Genomic DNA, 17608 nt, shown 5'->3' with positions numbered 1-17608 from the left:
CCACGTGAGGCCGAAAAGCACTGCGGCTTTCCGCACCTTTGGGGTACGTATAGATACATTACGGCCACCACACCCACCCGTCAAAACGCCCCCCACCCGGGCGTGTCGCGACCGGGTAGGGGGAGACTGAAGAGGTGAGCCGATCAATGAAGACGACACAGCAGCATCCGCTCGAACATCGCGCATGGGTTCTGCGCCTCGGGTTTCGGCGAAACCTGCTGAGGCCAGCAGACTCGGACCGCAGCGACCGGGTGACCCACATTGAATTGTTCTTCGATCTGATTTTTGTCTTCGCGCTCACCCAGCTGTCGCGCTACCTCTACGCCAACCAGTCCTGGGTTGGAGCGCTCGAGTCGATCATTCTGGTGCTCGCGCTCTGGTGGCTCTGGGTCTACACCACCTGGGTGACCAACTGGCTCGACCCGGCCAAGCTTCCCGTGCGCGGCGTCGTGATCGGGCTATCCCTCGTGGGACTCGTGATCAGCACGTCGATTTACGATTCGTTTGGCAATCAGGGTCTCGTCTTCGCCGTCGCCTATGTTGCCCTGCAACTGGGCCGCACGGTCTTCATGGTGCTCGCCCTTGCCCGGCACGATCCGGCCCTGCACTCGACCTTTCTTCGCATTCTGCTCTGGCTGTCGGTAGCGAGTATCTTTTGGATCGTCGGGGGCCTCATGCCCCTGTCCGTGCGGCTGCCGGCCTGGTTGATCGCCTTGGTGATCGAGTACGGTTCAGCCAGCCTGGGATTTCGCATTCCTGGCTTGAAGGCGCCGGGCGTGGATGACTGGGATGTGTCTGGACCGCACATCGCCGAGCGCAGTGCCTTGTTCGTCATCATCGCAGTGGGTGAGTCCTTCCTGGTCACCGGCTTTGCGTTTGTCGATCAGAAGGCATCCGTTCTCGGGATATTCGGGCTCTTTCTCGCCTTTGTGAACGGGGTGGCCATGTGGTGGCTCTACTTCGATCATGGAGAGCAAGCTGGGAGCAAAGCAATCGCGGCATCGAGCGAGCCGGGACGCATCGCTCGGCTGGCCTACACCTACGTGCACGCGGTCATCATTGCGGCAATCGTGCTGACCTCGGTCGCGGACAAGTCGTTGTTAGAGCATCCGGAAGGTGCCATGACGCTCCCGGTGGCCGTGATTATTATCGGCGGGCCGTCGTGTTATCTGGTCGGGCTGCTGCTCTTTCGCTGGATCGTCACGCGCACGCTGCTCGTATCCCACCTGGTGGGGCTCGGACTGCTCGCCCTGGCTGGCGTGGCGGCAACGGTCCTGACTCCACTCGGGCTGGGGGCGGTGACCTCCGTGGTGCTGGTCACCGTTGCGGCGTGGGAGACGATCGTGCGAGTCCACACCGGTACAACCGACGACGACGCGGGCTGAACCGAGACCGGGAGGCTGGCATTTTTGGCGGCCTGACCTAAGCGGATGCCTAGCCTGCCCGAAGAACGCTGGCCCGGACCCCGAACAAAGTGGGCGAGGGACGAGTGGGGACGTTGGACTGTACTGTTGCGCCTGAGCAACCGCGATACTGAGGTAAGCGAGATCGCTGAAACAGATTGGAAGGCAATCATGGGTTCTCTCACGTATGACCGCGTCATCGTGGAGATCGATGATCGCACCCTCGCGCACCTGCAACTCGTGATCGTGCAGAAGCTGCGCCGGGGCGAGAGTTTTCTCCTGTCCTGGCAGGATTGCCCATCGGTGGGGTCTGGGCGCAGTTCTGTCTGGCTGAACCAGGCCATCCCGTTGTATTTCAAATACGCCGGCGGACACGCAGCCACGCTCAACCGAGAGTGGATCGAAGACCTCAGCCGCTCGGCCAACAGCACCCAGGGTCTCATGATCGTCAGCGAGGCCGGTTCGTCGCCGGTCACCACTCTCGCCGCGCGCTCGAAAACGACAATCAACGCGCGAACGACCGCTCGCACCGACACGGTCCTGGCATAGTCCAACGGTGTCAAAATGCGGATCGGAGCGCTCACTCGTGCCGCAGAATCTCCTCGAGCTGCAGTGCGACGTCGTTCGTCGGGTCGAGGGCGAGGGCGCGCTTGACCTCGCGGCGTGCATCGTCTGTGTTGCCATTCGTGTAGAGCGCGATCGCGTTTTGAACGGCGATAGTGGGGTCCATCGGGGCGAGTTCTACGAGCGCATCGAGGGTTTTCACGGCGCCGGGCGCATTGCCGTCGGCAAACTGTCCGACCGCTAGCGCTCGTTCGGTGGTCGCGGTGTTGGGAAGTGCTGCTCGAGAAAGCTCAGCCCAGTGGACGGATAAGGCCGCGGCTCCAGGGACACGAGCATCTGCCGCAGCGGCGAACGACTGGGCGGCGATGCCCGCGAGATCGGCGTCCCACGGGCGGATGGCATATGCCGCTTTAAAAGCACTCTCGGCGGCCTGGATGTCATCGCGGGCCGCATTCGAGACGCCCGAGGCCAGTGGAATCTCCGCGCTCACCAGAATGACCAACCAGATTGACCAGACGCCAAGAATTGCCGTTCGTACAGCCGTGGCGGCTAACCGTGTCGAACCGGGCCGTATTTGACCCCGGAGCCCACCATCCGGCGCCCGGGTTGCGAGCACTCCCAGCAGGAGAGCGGCCACGATGGTGGTTGACGGCGCCGTGAAGTGCGTTAGCAGAGCGACGCCAAATCCGCCGAGCGCTGCGAGCGCACCGGCGAGAACGTCGCTGCGGGCGGCATCCGCTGAGACCAGGCCGCTGGTCGAGCGTCGGGCAGTGGCCGATACCGGTTCGGGGACGCACAATCGTCGCCACGAGCGCAGGCCAACCACTGCGGCAGTGACGAGGAGGCCGACGACCACGGCGAGGAGCGGTATTCCCCCTGCCAGAAGTACCTGGATGACCCAGTTGTGCGGGGAGTCCAGCACTGAATCACTCGTGGAGTTGCGGGAATTAGCGTTGAGGAACCCATTCACGCCCACCCCGAGCGGACGTTCAGCGAGCACATCGGCGGCGTCGCTCCAGAAAGTGAATCGGCCCTCGAGGGATTGGGTCGAGAGGGGGCTCACACCGAGCAGGCGGCTGCGGGTGAAGGGCACGGCCAGCGCACCGCCGATAAGGACCACCCCAGCGAGGGCGGTGAGCCCGATGGGGCGCAGTCGCCGCCGGCCCGGTGACCGCACGATTTCGAGAACCATCAGGATGCCGAGCACCGTTACGGCAGCGAGCAATCCCGCTCGAGATGCGCTCACGATGACGGTCGCCGCCGCGAGCAGCAATGCCGTGCTCAGCCAGGCTCGCTCTGCGAGCGCTTTTCTCGGCTCGGTCCATGCCCGCAGCACGGGGAGTATGAGCATCGCGCAGAAAATGGCTCCGAGCACGCCCTGGTCGGTGGCATTTCCGGTGAGGGACCCGGGTCGAGCCAGGTCCGTTGCGATGGGTCGGGCTCCGGCTGCTTCGAGCAGCGAGACCAGGCCGAGGGCGATGGCCGCCGTCGCAATGGCACGAATTAGCGTGCGTAGAGTGTTCGTTGGAGCGGTCGGGCCGAGCAATCGTGCGCCGGTCCATACCGCACCGAAGTAGACCGGCAGCGTGACGAGACCCTCATACCGCGGCCAGCGACCCCAGAGCTGCACACCGGGAGCCGCCGAGATCAGCACGCTCAGCAGTGCAACGGCGAGGGCAGCGGATGCCGCAGCCACAAACCAGCGCGGCAGCCGTCCGCGGGCGACCCCGACTGAGGCGAGTACGACGGCGATGGCCGCGAGTGCGTCTTTTGGTAGAAACCAGCGCACGAAGGCGTCGGGTAGGAAGAAGATCGAGGAGGCAACGAGCAGGCACAGTGCTACCGTTGCCGCGCGGCGCCGCCCCGGCGGATCCAGGACGGGTCTCGGCGCCCCGCGCTGCGGCATCCGCTTGGCGGGGACCGTTCTGGACATCACGAAGCGGCCCTCGACGCGAAAATCGTCGAAGGCCGCTGGCTAGTGCAGGTGCGTGATGCTATTTCAGCGCCGAGGCGGTGCGGCGACGCGCTCTGATGGTCAACGCCAGGCCACCGAGCACCATGAGGGCCAGTGCGAGCCAGCCCGAGGAGATATCGGCACCGGTCGAGGCCAGGACCGCTGTCGTCGTGACGACCAGTGCGGCGGAGGTGAACGAGACACCGGCCTCGTCAACCAACACGATGTGGTGGGTACCGGCTGCGATCGACGTGGGCATGGGGAAGCTGCCGCTGATACGACCCTGTGCGTCGGCGGTGAGGGTACCGAGCAAGACCGGGGTGGAATGCATCCAGATGTCGACGACCTCAAACGGCTTGAAACCCGTGCCGGTGATGGGGATGCTGGCTCCCCCGACGAGAGTCTCGGCCGGCATGGTCACGCGATCACTCTTTGGTCCAACGACCGAGGCTGGTGCGGCTTGTCCGGTCTCAGCGCGCGGAGCGGCCGGAGCGGGTTGAGCGGCCGGAGCTAGCGTGGGGCTCGGCGTCGGGGACGGCGTGGGCGACGAGGCAGGCTCACTCGCTTTCAGCACAGGAGCTGTCCCCGGAGCAAAGGCTTCCATCGACTGATACCCGGACTTTTTTCCGATAACTCCCACGCGTAACACGTGCCCAATGTCGTCTGCGGTCACCGTATAGGTCTTGCTGTTTGACTTGGAGTAAAAATACTGACCGTCGCGCTGCCACGCATAATCAAAAGCAACGTCGCCTGGCCCCCACACGCCCGGCTCTGCAGTCAGTACTTGTCCGACGAAGGCAGTTCCCACAATGGTTGGAACGCTTGTCGTTACCTGGTCCAGCGCTTCTAGCGTCGCGTCGATGCCCGTGATATTTGAGCCAACTTCGACTTTGATTCGGTTCGAGGCCTCAACAGTGGGCTTATCGTTCCAATATTCTGTGTCGTACTCAAGGCCGGTGGAGGTGTAGTAGTTCCGGAATGACACCGCATAGTTTCCAGTCGGGAGCCCCCGCAACGTGTATTTTCCGTCGGTATCCGTGGAAACCGTGGCCACGGGCATAGTCGGTATCGAGGAGTCGTCGGAGTAGGCGCTGACCGTGCTGCGGTCCAGAGGGGTGTCGTCCGCCGAATCATCTGTCTTAAGGTCACCAGAGACTGTGCCGGAGATCGTCAAGAGCCGCTGCAAGGTCAGTACCTGTCCCGTGACTGCTTGCGCGTCGTTTACGGCGACACTGGAAAGCTCGTCGACGTCGACATCGTAGGGGTCGCCGCTGCCGAAGCCGGATTCACTCATGGGCAGTGAGCCCCAGAGCGAACCAGTTTCGTTGTTCTGCACACCCAATTTGTAGGTGCCAGCACGGAGCCCCGTCAAAGTAAACGCACCGCTCGCGTCTAGCGTTGCTATGTCGGTGCCGACGGAGTATTTCCCCGCCTCGGTCAAGGGATAGGCCTTGACCCGCGATCCGGCCGCGAGCGGAGCGGACACGCCACCCGCTCCTACGACGGTTCCGCTGATAGAGGCGGTGTACGTCGGGAAAGACGCCTCTTCCACGGCAACAACAGGAGCCGCCGACAACGCCCCGAAGGTTAAGATGGCCGCTACTGTGAGAGCGACCGCGAAGCTGCGCTCTCGGATGCGGGTGAAGAAGTTCCCCATGATGACCTTTGGTCTGATGCCAGCGTTCGGGCATGCATACATGCATGCCCGAACGCGCGGAGCGAAGCCCCCCAGGTTCAGCTTATGTGGCGCAACGTCCGACGACAGTCGAATTCGACCTTTCTCGTATACCCCAATTCGAGGGGCTGCAACTCGGTAGAATCTTCGTGATCGCAGACGAAAAGCGGGCCCTCGCTAACAATGCGGGCCCGTTTTTCGAATCTGCAGCGACCTAGTGCTTCGCGACGAGCGTGAGCACGTCATAGGACGCGACGAGTTCGTCATTCTGGTTGGTCAGCACGGCATCCCAGCGCACCTCGCCGTATTCGTCGGTCTCGCGCGGGGTGATCTGCTTCGCAGTGAGCGCAACGCGAATGCTGTCGCCGGGCGAGACCGGTGTGACGAACCGCAGGTTCTCCAGCCCGGAGTTGGCGAGGACCGGCCCGGGCGCCGGGTCGACGAATAGTCCGGCGGCCCACGAGACCAGCAGGTAGCCGTGCGCCACGCGGCCCGGGAAGAACGGATTGGCGGCGGCGGCCTCTTCGTCCATGTGGGCGTAGAAGGTGTCCCCGGTGAACTGGGCAAAGGTCTCGATATCTTCGAGCGTTACCGTGCGGGAGTCCGAAACGATCTGGTCACCGATCACGAGTTCGGCCAGGCTCTTCCTAAACGGATGCGTGTCACCGACCCGCGCAGTGGCGCCTTGGTGCCAGATTCCGGTGATGGCCGTGAGCATTTCGGGTGAGCCTTGAATGGCAGTGCGCTGCATGTGGTGCAGCACCGCGCGGATGCCGCCCAGCTCTTCGCCGCCGCCGGCCCGGCCCGGGCCGCCGTGCACGAGCTGCGGAACCGGCGAACCGTGCCCGGTCGAGGTGCGGGCATCGTCTCGGTCGAGCACGAGCACGCGACCGTTGAAGGCAGAGATTCCAGTCATCAAGGCGACGGCCACGGCCGGGTCATGCGTGGCGATACTGGTCACGAGCGACCCGCCACCCCGCCGCACGAGGGCGACAGCCTCGTCGAGGGTGTCATAGCCGAGCACGCTCGAGACCGGGCCGAAGGCCTCGACCTCGTGTACGGCGGCAACGGAGGCGTCGTCGAAGCGCAGCAGTAGCGGCTCGACGAAAGCGCCATCGGGAGCGGGCGCGGTCGTGCCGTTGGCGTGCAGAACGGCCGGGGCATCCGTTTTGCCGACGACCAGTTTGCCACCGGCGGCCTGGAGGCGGGCGACCTGCTTGAGTACTTCGCTTCGCTGCGCGGTAGAGGCGAGCGGGCCCATGGTGACGCCCGCGGCGCGGGGATCGCCGAGCACGATACGTTCGGTGATGCGCGCCTGCACTGCCGCGACGACGTCACCCATGGCCGCGCGCGGCACGATGACGCGGCGGATGGCGGTGCACTTCTGGCCCGCCTTGACCGTCATCTCGGTGACGACCTGCTTGACGAAGGCGTCGAATTCGGGGGTGCCGACGGCGGCATCCGTTCCGAGAACGGAGGCATTGATCGAGTCGGTCTCGTTGGTGAAGCGCACTCCGCCGGTCTGCACGGAGTCGTTCGCGCGCAGCTTTTCGGCGGTCGAGGCCGATCCGGTGAAGGCGACGAGGTCACCGAGGCGCACGTCATCGAACAGGGTCGGCACGCTGCCCGAGACCAGCTGCAGCGAACCTTCCGGCAGCAGACCGGAGTCGGCGAGGATGCGCACGAACGCCTCGGCGAGGTAGCCGGAGGGGGTTGCCGGCTTCACGAGGGTGGGCACTCCGGCCAGGAAAGCCGGCGCAAACTTCTCGAGGGCTCCCCAGACAGGAAAGTTGAACGCGTTGATCTGCACGGCGACTCCGGGCAGGCGCGAGTAGATGTGGCGGGCGATGAAGGAGCCGTCCTTGGAGAGCGGCTCGACCGGTCCGTCGACGTAGACGCGGGCGTTCGGCAGTTCTCGGCGACCCTTGGATGAGTAGCTGAACAGCACTCCGATGCCGCCGTCAATGTCCACCCAGGAGTCGACCCGGGTGGCGCCGGTGCGGCTGGAGAGGGCGTAGAGCTCCTGCTTATGCTCGGTCAGCAGCAGCGCCATCTGCTTGAGCAGCACGGCCCGCTGGTGAAAGGTGAGCTCGCCGAGCGATTTCTGGCCGACCGTGCGCGCATACTCGAGCGCTTCCGCGAGGTCGAGGCCGTGCGTGCTGACGCGCGTGACGACCTCACCGGTCGAGGCGTCACAGACGTCCACAGCAGCGGATGCGTCGGCGGGGGTCCACCAGGCGCCCTGGACGTAGCTGGGCAGAATGGTCGTCATGGGTTTTTCCTTGTCTTCTATGCGGGATGCGGTGGAGGCCCGGGCACTCATAAGGCTTCGTTCCAGCGGTAGAAGCCCTGGCCGGACTTGCGGCCAAGCTTGCCCTCTGCCACGAGCCGGCGCAGCAGCGCGGGCGGTTCGAAGCGGGCGCCGAGCTGTTTATGCAGGTACTCGGCAATGCCGAGACGCACGTCGAGTCCGACCAGATCGGTCAGTTTCAACGGCCCGACCGGATGCTTGTAGCCGAGCATCATCGCGGCATCAATATCCGAGGCGCTCGCGACACCTTCCTCGAGCATGCGGATGGCCTCGAGCCCGAGGGCCACTCCGAGCCGGGACGAGGCGAATCCGGGCGCGTCACTGACGGTGATCGGAGTTTTGCCGAGGGCAGAAACCCAGCCCTGGGCATCCGCTACCAATTCGGGCGAGGTGGCGCTGCCGGTGACGAGTTCAACCAGATTCGAAGCGGGCACCGGGTTGAAGAAGTGCAGACCGAGAAAACGCGCCGGACGCTGCAGTTCGTCGGCGAGGTCGTCGATCGAGATCGACGAGGTATTGCTCGCGAGGGCGGCCTCGGCCGGAAGCTGGGCCTCGACCTTTTGTAGGGCCTCGACCTTCTGCGCACGCACCTCGGGAACGGCTTCGACGACCAGTTCCCGGTCGGCGAACAGGCCGAAGTCCACTCCGACGGCGAGGCGAGACGTAAGTTCCGCGCGGGTCTCACCGGTAGCGCCGCGGGCGATGCTCGCGTCGACGGCGCGCAACACGCGTTCGCGGGCGGCCGTCGCCTCGGTGTCACCCCGTTCAATGAGGGCCACGTGGGCTCCGGCGAGCAAAAAGGCGTGTGCTATGCCGGCGCCCATGCGCCCGCCGCCGAGTACGCCGACGCGGGCGGGAACGCCGGATTCGCCGCGATCACCCAGTTCCAGTTCAGACACCGACATCAGACACGCTCCATAATGAGGGCCGAGCCCTGGCCGACGCCGACACACATCGTCGCGAGGCCGTGCCGGGCATTTTCCCGTTCCATGCGGGCGAGCAGGGTGACGACGAGGCGTGCACCGCTCGATCCGAGCGGATGCCCGAGCGCGATAGCGCCACCGTCGCGGTTGACGATTTCATCGTCGAGGCCCAGGCGACGAATGCACGCAATCGACTGCGTGGCAAATGCTTCGTTGAGCTCGATCGCTCCGAGGTCGGCGATGCTCAGGCCACTGCGGTCGAGGGCGCGCTGGGTGGCCGCGACCGGGCCGAGGCCCATGATCTCCGGAGCCAGGCCGACGCTCGCGCCGACCACGATGCGGGCGCGCGGCGTGAGGTCGTACTTTTCCACGGCCTCACCGCTCGCCACGAGAATCGCCGAGGCGCCATCGTTGAGCGAACTGGCGTTGCCGGCCGTGACGACGGAGCCGCCGGAGACAATCGGGCGCAGGGCGGCGAGGCCTTCGATGGTGGTGTCGCGCCTCAGTCCCTCGTCAACGAGCACCTCGCCCTTTTTGGTGGGTACCCCGATGATTTCATCGACGAAGTGACCGGCGTCGATCGCGGCGGCGGCGCGCTGATGGCTGCGGAGAGCGAAGGCATCCGCTTCGGCGCGGGTGATGCCGTCGAGTCGGGCGACTTCTTCGGCCGTCTCCGACATGGAGAAGGTGGCCTTGTCGCGGGCGGCAAGTGTGGGGTTCACGAACCGCCAGCCAATGGAGGAGTCGAACTGGGCGCCGGGCTTAGCCCACGGGCGATCGGGTTTGGCCTGCACCCAGGGGGCGCGGGTCATCGACTCGACGCCGCCGGCGATCATGAGGTCGGCGTCGCCGGCGCGGATGGCCTGCGCGGCCATGGTGATCGCCGACATTCCGGAAGCGCAGAGCCGGTTGACGGTGATGCCCGGCACGTGGTCGGGCAGGCCAGCAAGCAATCCGGCCATCCGGGCGACGTTGCGGTTGTCCTCACCGGCCTGGGTGGCGGCGCCGAAGATGATCTCTTCGATCAGTGCCGGGTCGATGCCGGCGCGGCGCACGGCCTCACCGACGACGAGCGCGGCGAGGTCATCGGGACGAACCGAGGCCAGTGCTCCACCGTAGCGACCTACCGGGGTGCGTACTCCTCCAACGAGGTAGGCCTCGGCCATGTTTCTCTCCTGACGACGGTGTCTGCGGGTGCCTGCGGGAACGTGGAATAAATTACCGACCGTTCGGAAGGTAATTCTGGCAGATGCGGGTGGGTTCGCACAACCCGCCCGGCACGCAAAAAGAGGCACCCGCCGAATAGCGGATGCCTCTTTCTAGATCAAGCGATTATCAGATGTTGGCGAGTTCACGCACAGCCGCGTCACCGGGGGTGGCTGTGGTGTAGCTCGCGTCGATCTCGGCCCGGTCGAGCAGCTCGTCCATGCGGCGCTTGCGCTGCTTGGGGATGAGCGTCACGACTGTTCCGGTCTTGCCGGCACGGCCAGTACGTCCCGCACGGTGCAGGTACGTCTTGTACTCGTCGGGCGCGTCGGCCTGGATGACCAGGTCGATGTCGTCGACGTGGATACCGCGAGCAGCGACATCCGTTGCGACGAGCACGTTGACCCGACCACTCGTGAGCATCTGCAGGTTGCGGGTACGGCGAGCCTGGTTGAGGTCACCGTGCAGGCTGGTGGCCTTGACTCCGGCGTCTTCGAGCTGGTCGGCGAGCTGCTCAGCGTAGGCGCGGGTGCGGCTGAAGATGAGCGTCTTGCCGTCGCGGTTGACGAGCTCTTCGATGATGCGGCCCTTGTCGCGGTGCTCGATGACGAGCACGCGGTGGTCGATCGTGGAGGAGGCCTGGTCTTCACCGGCGACCTCGTGCACGGCCGGGTTGGTCAGGAATTCCTTGACCAGCGAGGCAACGCCCTTGTCGAGGGTGGCGGAGAAGAGCAGTTTCTGGCCGCCGGCTTTGGTCTGGCGCAGGATGCGCTGCACCGGCTCGAGGAACCCGAGGTCGCACATGTAGTCCGCCTCGTCGAGCACGGTGACGACGACTTCACTCAGGTCGAGACGACCCTGGTCAATGAGGTCTTCGATACGGCCGGCGGTGCCGATGATGATGTCCACGCCGCGCTGGAGGGCGCTGACCTGGCGGTACTGCGGAACGCCGCCGTAGATCTGGGTGGTGAAGAGGCCGACGCTGCGGGCGATGGGCTGCACGGTGCGGTCGATCTGCAGGGCGAGCTCCCGGGTCGGGGCCAGGATGAGCGCGCGGGGCTTGCGGGCCATCTTGCGGTCCTTGGCGCCGTTGTTCTCCATGAGCTTTTCCACCAGGGGGGCACCGAAGGCGATGGTCTTGCCGGATCCGGTCTTGCCGCGCCCGAGCACATCGCGCCCGGCGAGCACGTCGGGGATCGTGGCAGCCTGGATCGGGAAGGGCGACGGAGCGCCGAGGGCGGCGAGCTCGCGCACGATGTTCTCGCCGAGGCCCAGGTCGCCGAAGCTTACACCGACGACATCAGAGGCCGTCGTCGCGATGGCTTCGAGACGCTCGAGCACGACGTCTTCGCCGCCGGCGAAGGTGGGCTTGACACCGTCTTCGCTGCGCTTCGGGTAGAACTTGCTGTCGCCATCGTCGGAACGGGTCGGACGGTCGTTACCGAAGTCGCGACGGGGCGGGCGATCGTCGTTCGAGCGACGCGGAGCCCGGTCGTCGAAGCTGCGGGGAGCACGGTCTCCGTAGGAGGGACGCTCGGTGCGGGCCGGACGATCGTTGTTGTAGGCCGGACGATCCGTGCGCGGAGCGCGGTCTCCGTAGGAGGGACGCTCGGTGCGGGCCGGACGATCGTTGTTGTACGCCGGACGATCCGTGCGCGGAGCGCGGTCTCCATAGGACGGACGCTCCGTGCGCGGGGCGCTGCTGCGGTCACCATAGGACGGACGGTCATTGTTGTAGGCCGGGCGGTCGGTGCGCGGGGCGCGGTCACCATAGGACGGACGGTCATTGTTGTACGCCGGGCGGTCGGTGCGCGGGGCGCGGTCACCATAAGAGGGACGCTCGGCGCGAGGAGCGCTGTTGCGGTCACCATAGGAGGGACGCTCGGCGCGGGGAGCGCTGTTGCGGTCACCATAGGAGGGACGCTCGGCGCGGGGAGCGCTGTTGCGGTCACCATAAGAGGGACGCTCGGTACGAGCCGGACGGTCATTGTTGTAGGCCGGACGGTCCGTGCGGGGACGGTCGTTGTTGTAGGCCGGGCGCTCGTTGCGCTCGCTGTTGGTACGACCACCGTTTTCGGGGCGAACGGAACGCGAGCCATAGGCTGGGCGCTCGCTCGAGGGACGCTCGTTCGACCGCGCGGCGCGCTCGTCGGCGTTCCAGCGCTGCTTCTTGGGCGCGCCCTCATCAGCGCGGTAACCGCGATGTCCGGGGCTCTTGCTGCCGGCGTTGTTGGAACCGCCGTGGCCCGATCCGCCCTTGGAGGCGTACTTGGGATCAAAGTTCTTACCGCCACGACCGACGGTGGAATTGTGCGAATTGCCTTGAGGCATAAAAATATCTCTGGGTTGTGTTCGGTACATGGCAGAACAACATCGCACATGCGACGTAACTGAGAACCCGAGCAATCTGCGGTCGGGGCCGTTCACATACAGTGATTTTTCACCAGCGGATTACTGGGAAACCGGCCCAACTTGACTTACAAACCCATCCGCGCACAGCGCGGTGTCAAGAGCCGACTTATATACGTTACCCGATGGATCCGGAAAAGTCACGTAACGGGGCATGCAATGCCTCGCTCTATTCTGGTGACATGACCATTTCGATCGGTATTGAGCCGCCCCGGCAGGCCGACGTCGAGGCGCTTCTCGCCGCCGGCACCGTCTTTGCGCACTCCCTGTATCCCGTGGAGAACACGTTTCTGCTCAGCACCGACGAGCTCGAGCGTCCCGGCGTCGACGTGTACGTGGCCCGCGATGAAAACGGTAAGGCGTGCGGCATGGCCGCCCTCGTCCCGCTCGACCTCGATCTCGATCTCGACGCCGCAGCTGAACTGAAGCGACTGTTCGTGCACACAGAAGCTCGGGGCCGCGGTGTGGCCGGCCGCCTGCTGGACCGCATCGAAGCGGATGCCGCTAGCCACGGCATCCGCTCTCTCGCGTTGGAAACCGGCACGCTGCAACACGCAGCGATGGCGCTCTACCGCGGCCGCGGCTACGAACAGATCGAGCTGTTCGGCCCGTATATCGGCGAAGAACTCAGCGTCTGCTTCGCTAAGAGCCTTTAAATCAGGCGGCGGGTGGCACCGCGTTCATCCGCAACCTGCCCGCTCGCGGCACTCGTTAGAGAAGCGGGCCCCCATAGGAACGAGTGCCCACTTTCCCGAGGAGTGCCGCGAGGCGTGCCGGAAGGCGTGCCGCAAGGTTTCGCGCGGGGCTCAGCGCGGGGCTCAGCGCGGTTGTCCGCCGATCCGGCGGGACAGTTCTGCGGCCGTCGCCATCACGGCCTGGGCGATCTGGGGCCAATGGGCCGCGGCAAATCGATCGCGTGCGAAGGTGACCGCGATGGCGGCGGCCGGCCAGCCGGCATGATCGCGCACGGCGAGCGCCACCGAGGCGATGCCGGGCGTGATTTCGCCGTCTTCTGTGGCGTAGCCATCTGTTCGCACTCGATCGAGTACGGCGCGTAGCTCCAGGCGGCTTCCCGGACCCCGCCCGTCCCGCAGCTCAAGCGACGCCTGGTTCGGGTAGAGCGCGCGCACTTGGGCGGCAGGGACCGCCGCGAGCAGGGCGCGCCCGCTCGCCGTGAGATGGGCGGGCAGCCGCACGCCCACCTCGGAGACGAGCGAGGGACGGTGCGCAGCACGCTCCTCGACGAGGTAGATCACGTCCCGACCGTGCAGCACCACGAGATGGGCGCTCTCCCCCAACCGGTCGACGAGCTGCGCGATCAAGGGGCGACCGAGTCGGGAAAGCGGTTCCTGGCGGCTGAATCCCGAGCTGAGTTCAAAGGCGGCGATGCCCAGCCCGTACCGGTGTTCCTCGGGCAGGTGCACGACGAATCCCTGCTCCACGAGCACGTCGAGCAGCTGGTAAACGGTCGAGCGTGGCAAGTCGAGGGCGCTCGCTACGTGGGCCGCCGGCGTCGGCCCACGCTGCGCGGCGAGGTGTGTCAGCAGGCGGAGGACGCTTTGGGCGGCCGGAACTTTGGACGGTGTTTTCATGGCGGGTCCCCGGCTCCGCCGACGCTGGGCGGCCCATCTGCACGCGCTTTCGCGTGCGTTGAGACTGGATGCTGTCCGGCATACCGGACAGCATCCACCTTATCGGCGTATCGCCTACCCCGGCGCGGGTGTGCAATGACATCATGACTCGTGCACAGACGCCCAGCACCGACCTGCCCACCGCGAGCACAGCATCCGTTTCCGCAGCCAGAAACGCCACGGCGAGTGTCACTGTCGGAACCGGCGCCCTCTCGTTCGCTGACGTGATCGCCGTCGCGCGCCACAATGCGCGCGTGACGCTTGACCCTTCGAGCCTCGACGAGGTCGCAGTGACCCGCAGGATCATCGATGCCCTCGCTGCGGATCCCGAACCGCACTATGGAATCTCCACCGGCTTCGGCGCCCTCGCGACAACGTTCATCACCCCCGGCCGGCGCGCCCAGTTGCAGGCGAGCCTCGTGCGCTCCCATGCCGCCGGCAGCGGGCCCGAGGTGGAACGGGAAGTCGTGCGCGCCCTCATGCTGCTGCGGTTGAGTACCCTGATGACCGGTCGCACCGGGGTTCGGCCGGCCACCGCCGAGACCTACGCCGCCGTACTGAACGCCCAGATCACCCCGGTCGTGCACGAATACGGATCACTCGGCTGCTCCGGCGACCTGGCCCCGCTCGCCCACTGTGCCCTCGTTGTGATGGGCGAGGGCCAGGCGCGTGACACGACCGGCATTCTCGTCACCGGCAGCCAGGCCCTGGCCACGGCCGGAATCAGACCGGTCGTGCTCGCCGAAAAGGAGGGCCTCGCCCTCATTAACGGCACCGACGGCATGCTCGGCATGCTCGTGCTCGCCCTCGACGATTTCGCCCGCTTGCTCACCACCGCCGACATCGCGGCCGCCATGAGTGTCGAAGCCCTGCTCGGAACGGATGCCGTCTTCGCGGCCGATCTGCAGCAGTTGCGGCCCCAGCTCGGTCAGGCCGACAGCGCCGCGAACCTGCGCCGACTGCTGCTTGGCTCTGGCCTGCTCGCCAGCCATGCCGGCCCGGAGGACGTGTCGGTGCAGGATGCCTATTCCCTGCGGTGTGCCCCGCAAGTGCACGGCGCCGCGCGCGACACCGCCGCCCACGCCGCCCTCGTCGCCGGCCGCGAACTGGCCAGCGCCATCGATAACCCGGTCGTCACCGTCGACGGACGCGTCACTTCGAACGGCAACTTTCACGGCGCCCCGCTCGGCTATGTGCTGGACTTTCTCGCCATCGCCTCAGCGGATGTCGCCAGTATGAGTGAACGCCGCACCGACCGTCACCTCGATGTGAGCCGCAGCAAGGGCCTGCCGCCGTTTCTCGCGCACGAGGTGGGGGTGGACTCCGGACTCATGATTGCTCAATACACCGCCGCCGGAATCGTGTCGGAGCTCAAGCGACTCGCCGCGCCGGCATCCGTTGATTCGATTCCCTCCTCGGCGATGCAGGAGGACCACGTTTCGATGGGCTGGCACGCCGCGCGCAAACTGCGCCGGTCGCTCGACGGGCTCGGCCGCGTGCTGGCGATCGAGATCATGACGGCGTCGCGATCGCTTGATCTGCGGGCACCGCTCACCCCCGCCGCCGCGACCACAGCGGTGCGCGATCTCGTGCGCACGGTAGCCGGTGGCCCCGGGCACGATCGTTTCCTCTCCCCCGAAATCGAAGGCGTTGTGGCTCTCGTGGCCTCCGGCGCGGTGCGCTCGGCTGCCGGACCCGGATTGGCGTAAATTTCGGACAACCTTACAGCGACCTTGCGTCACGCATCCACCCCGTTGTAAGCGCTGCGGCACCGTGCCATACTTGCGCCACGATGGCCCGCCCGAGCCGCGTAAATCCATTACCCGAATGGATCAGGTTCTCATATGCTGCTTCCCGCCACGCGCCGTCATGACGTTCGGCTTGGGCGTGCGAAATTTTGCAATCGGGCGCCACGAAGCCGGGCTGTGCGGGCTGCCGAAGGCGGGCTGGTGGCAGTGGTCATCGTGGCACTCGCGCTGTTCGGCGCACCGATCGGAGCGATCGCCGACGAGGTGCCCGCCGGCTCCCCCGCAAGCCCAGCACCGATCGCGACGGCAGAGCCGACCCCCACCGCAACGCCTACGCCTACGCCTGAACCGTCGACCACACCCACACCCACACCCACCCCCACACCAGTACCTGAGCCGATCACCAGCCCTGCCCCGCAACCGGCACCGGCACCGGCACCGGACATCGACCCCACCCCCACCGCAACCCCGCCCCCCACTGCGGAACCCGTGCCGGAACCGACTGACGGTCCCATCCCACCGGTGGCTGTACCCCCGCGACCAACCCCCGGACCGACGGCCGGATCGACGGTCGATCCGATTCCGGTCGCACCCACCGATTCCGTGGCGGCGTCAGCCCAAGCAGAAGCTGCGGCAGCCGCCCAGGTAACAGCCACCGCCCGGGCGACTGCTGCACAAGCGCGCGCCGAACAGCGTGCCGCGGCCGCGCAGGTCGAAATCCAGCGCGCTTCCGCCCAGGAACTCAGCGTGGAACGGGCCGCAGCGTTGACGACGGCCCTCACCCACTCGCAAACCACGCAGGCTGCGCTCGACACCGCTCGCGGCGACCTGGCAGCAACGCAAGCACGTCAGACGAGCGCGCAGGGCCGCGCAACTCTCGTTCACCGACTCGCCGTTGAGGCCTCGCAGCAAGCAAGCGTCTCTGCCCAAAGCTTCGCCGTAGTCGCACGCAGGCTCGCCCAGCAACGAAACGGTGCCGGAATCGCCGACGTCTTTCTCGGCGGGCACTCACTCGGCAACGTGCTCGACCAGCTCAGCACGCTCGACCAGCTGAACCGCCTGGCCGACAACATCGACACGATCCAGGCCAATGCCGAAGCTGACCAGGCGCGAGCCGTCAAGCTCAGCCAGCAGGACGCCGAGACTCGCGCTGCTGCCAGCTCAGTACCGGTCGACGCGAGCCAGGCGACATTCGACGCAGCCTCGAGCGACTTCGAGGCCGCAGGTCTGGCGCTCGCCTCCGCAGCATCGCAGGCGTCGAACGCCGCCGCGACCCTGGCGGCTCTCAATGTGCGCCCGATCATTCGCACCGACCTCGGCCAGCTCAGCGAGCAGGGTTGGGCCAACCCCGTGCAAGGTGCCATAACGGATGGCTACGGGCCACGCCCGCTTCGTCCGCTCCCCGGAGTTGGCACGTTCCACTACGGCACCGATATCGGGGCGAGCTGTCGGGCACCCGTTTTTGCAGCCACATCGGGAATCGTGCGGGCAGCGGGCTCCGTGGGAAGTTACGGCAATTGGATTCTGATCGACCATGGGGAGGGTGTGCAGACGGGCTACGCCCACCTCGCCAGCGGTGAAACCCTGGTCGCTGCCGGTGATCCGGTCACCGCCGGCCAGCAGATAGGCAGCGTCGGCAACACCGGCCTGTCTACCGGCTGCCACTTCCACGTCGAGGTGCGGGTCGACGGCGTGCGTATCGACCCGCAACCATTCTTTCTGAACCGCGGCGTCATTCTCGGCCGTTGAGGACCGGCGCATCCGCCCGAACGTGCGGGGCCGGA

Annotated in this window: 12 protein-coding genes; 5 read left to right on the top strand and 7 right to left on the bottom strand. The window is 66.1% G+C overall.

Annotated features, from left to right (window positions below; genetic code table 11):
• The first annotated feature begins 146 nt into the window (after window positions 1-146).
• Entirely contained in the window at window positions 147-1385 is a 1239-nt protein-coding gene (locus E3T27_RS03035; protein WP_134571519.1) for a low temperature requirement protein A, read from the top strand.
• A gap of 189 nt (window positions 1386-1574) precedes the next feature.
• Window positions 1575-1952, top strand: coding sequence for a DUF7882 family protein (locus tag E3T27_RS03030; RefSeq protein ID WP_233200488.1), 378 nt, complete (start codon window positions 1575-1577; stop codon window positions 1950-1952).
• 31 nt (window positions 1953-1983) lie between these two features.
• On the opposite strand, the gene E3T27_RS03025 is transcribed toward E3T27_RS03030, so the two are convergent.
• The 6 genes from E3T27_RS03025 to E3T27_RS03000 all read right to left on the bottom strand — a co-directional run bounded on the left by E3T27_RS03025 (window position 1984) and on the right by E3T27_RS03000 (window position 12367).
• A complete protein-coding gene (locus E3T27_RS03025; protein WP_241992095.1) occupies window positions 1984-3900 on the bottom strand; it encodes an O-antigen ligase family protein in 1917 nt (638 codons plus the stop codon).
• Between the two features lie 61 nt (window positions 3901-3961).
• The gene (locus tag E3T27_RS03020; protein WP_166786079.1) at window positions 3962-5578 is read right to left on the bottom strand and encodes a collagen binding domain-containing protein; all 1617 of its coding nucleotides are present in this window, start codon (window positions 5576-5578) and stop codon (window positions 3962-3964) included.
• A gap of 232 nt (window positions 5579-5810) precedes the next feature.
• On the bottom strand, window positions 5811-7868 hold the full coding sequence (gene paaZ / locus E3T27_RS03015) for a phenylacetic acid degradation bifunctional protein PaaZ (protein ID WP_134571516.1): 2058 nt from the start codon (window positions 7866-7868) through the stop codon (window positions 5811-5813).
• Between the two features lie 47 nt (window positions 7869-7915).
• Complete coding sequence (locus tag E3T27_RS03010; RefSeq protein WP_134571515.1) at window positions 7916-8812, bottom strand: 3-hydroxyacyl-CoA dehydrogenase family protein; 897 nt, start codon at window positions 8810-8812, stop codon at window positions 7916-7918.
• The gene (locus tag E3T27_RS03005) at window positions 8812-9996 is read right to left on the bottom strand and encodes a thiolase family protein (RefSeq protein WP_134571514.1); all 1185 of its coding nucleotides are present in this window, start codon (window positions 9994-9996) and stop codon (window positions 8812-8814) included. Before E3T27_RS03005 ends, E3T27_RS03010 begins: the two co-directional genes overlap by 1 nt.
• Before the next feature lie 169 nt (window positions 9997-10165).
• On the bottom strand, window positions 10166-12367 hold the full coding sequence (locus tag E3T27_RS03000) for a DEAD/DEAH box helicase (protein ID WP_134571513.1): 2202 nt from the start codon (window positions 12365-12367) through the stop codon (window positions 10166-10168).
• A gap of 260 nt (window positions 12368-12627) precedes the next feature.
• On the opposite strand from E3T27_RS03000, the gene E3T27_RS02995 reads away from it, so the two are divergent.
• Complete coding sequence (locus E3T27_RS02995) at window positions 12628-13101, top strand: GNAT family N-acetyltransferase (protein ID WP_134571512.1); 474 nt, start codon at window positions 12628-12630, stop codon at window positions 13099-13101.
• Window positions 13102-13263: 162 nt separating this feature from the next.
• On the opposite strand, the gene E3T27_RS02990 is transcribed toward E3T27_RS02995, so the two are convergent.
• A complete protein-coding gene (locus tag E3T27_RS02990) occupies window positions 13264-14037 on the bottom strand; it encodes an IclR family transcriptional regulator (protein WP_104195457.1) in 774 nt (257 codons plus the stop codon).
• Window positions 14038-14180: 143 nt separating this feature from the next.
• Here E3T27_RS02990 and hutH point away from each other — a divergent pair, with 143 nt between their 5' ends.
• Both hutH and E3T27_RS02980 read left to right on the top strand, forming a co-directional pair.
• Entirely contained in the window at window positions 14181-15785 is a 1605-nt protein-coding gene (gene hutH / locus E3T27_RS02985) for a histidine ammonia-lyase (RefSeq protein WP_134571511.1), read from the top strand.
• 240 nt (window positions 15786-16025) lie between these two features.
• Window positions 16026-17573, top strand: coding sequence for a M23 family metallopeptidase (locus E3T27_RS02980; RefSeq protein ID WP_134571510.1), 1548 nt, complete (start codon window positions 16026-16028; stop codon window positions 17571-17573).
• The last annotated feature ends 35 nt before the right edge of the window (window positions 17574-17608 follow it).

Source organism: Cryobacterium lyxosi (genome assembly GCF_004403345.1).
In the GTDB taxonomy this organism is placed as follows: Bacteria; Actinomycetota; Actinomycetes; order Actinomycetales; family Microbacteriaceae; genus Cryobacterium; species Cryobacterium lyxosi.
This window is presented reverse-complemented; position numbering and strand designations above follow the sequence as displayed.

Coding starts and splice junctions, on each gene's coding strand:
- E3T27_RS03035 (WP_134571519.1), top strand. CDS start 147: ATGAAGACGACACAGCAGCATCCGCTCGAACATCGCGCATGGGTTCTG.
- E3T27_RS03030 (WP_233200488.1), top strand. CDS start 1,575: ATGGGTTCTCTCACGTATGACCGCGTCATCGTGGAGATCGATGATCGC.
- E3T27_RS03025 (WP_241992095.1), bottom strand. CDS start 3,900: ATGTCCAGAACGGTCCCCGCCAAGCGGATGCCGCAGCGCGGGGCGCCG.
- E3T27_RS03020 (WP_166786079.1), bottom strand. CDS start 5,578: ATGGGGAACTTCTTCACCCGCATCCGAGAGCGCAGCTTCGCGGTCGCT.
- paaZ (WP_134571516.1), bottom strand. CDS start 7,868: ATGACGACCATTCTGCCCAGCTACGTCCAGGGCGCCTGGTGGACCCCC.
- E3T27_RS03010 (WP_134571515.1), bottom strand. CDS start 8,812: ATGTCGGTGTCTGAACTGGAACTGGGTGATCGCGGCGAATCCGGCGTT.
- E3T27_RS03005 (WP_134571514.1), bottom strand. CDS start 9,996: ATGGCCGAGGCCTACCTCGTTGGAGGAGTACGCACCCCGGTAGGTCGC.
- E3T27_RS03000 (WP_134571513.1), bottom strand. CDS start 12,367: ATGCCTCAAGGCAATTCGCACAATTCCACCGTCGGTCGTGGCGGTAAG.
- E3T27_RS02995 (WP_134571512.1), top strand. CDS start 12,628: ATGACCATTTCGATCGGTATTGAGCCGCCCCGGCAGGCCGACGTCGAG.
- E3T27_RS02990 (WP_104195457.1), bottom strand. CDS start 14,037: ATGAAAACACCGTCCAAAGTTCCGGCCGCCCAAAGCGTCCTCCGCCTG.
- hutH (WP_134571511.1), top strand. CDS start 14,181: ATGACTCGTGCACAGACGCCCAGCACCGACCTGCCCACCGCGAGCACA.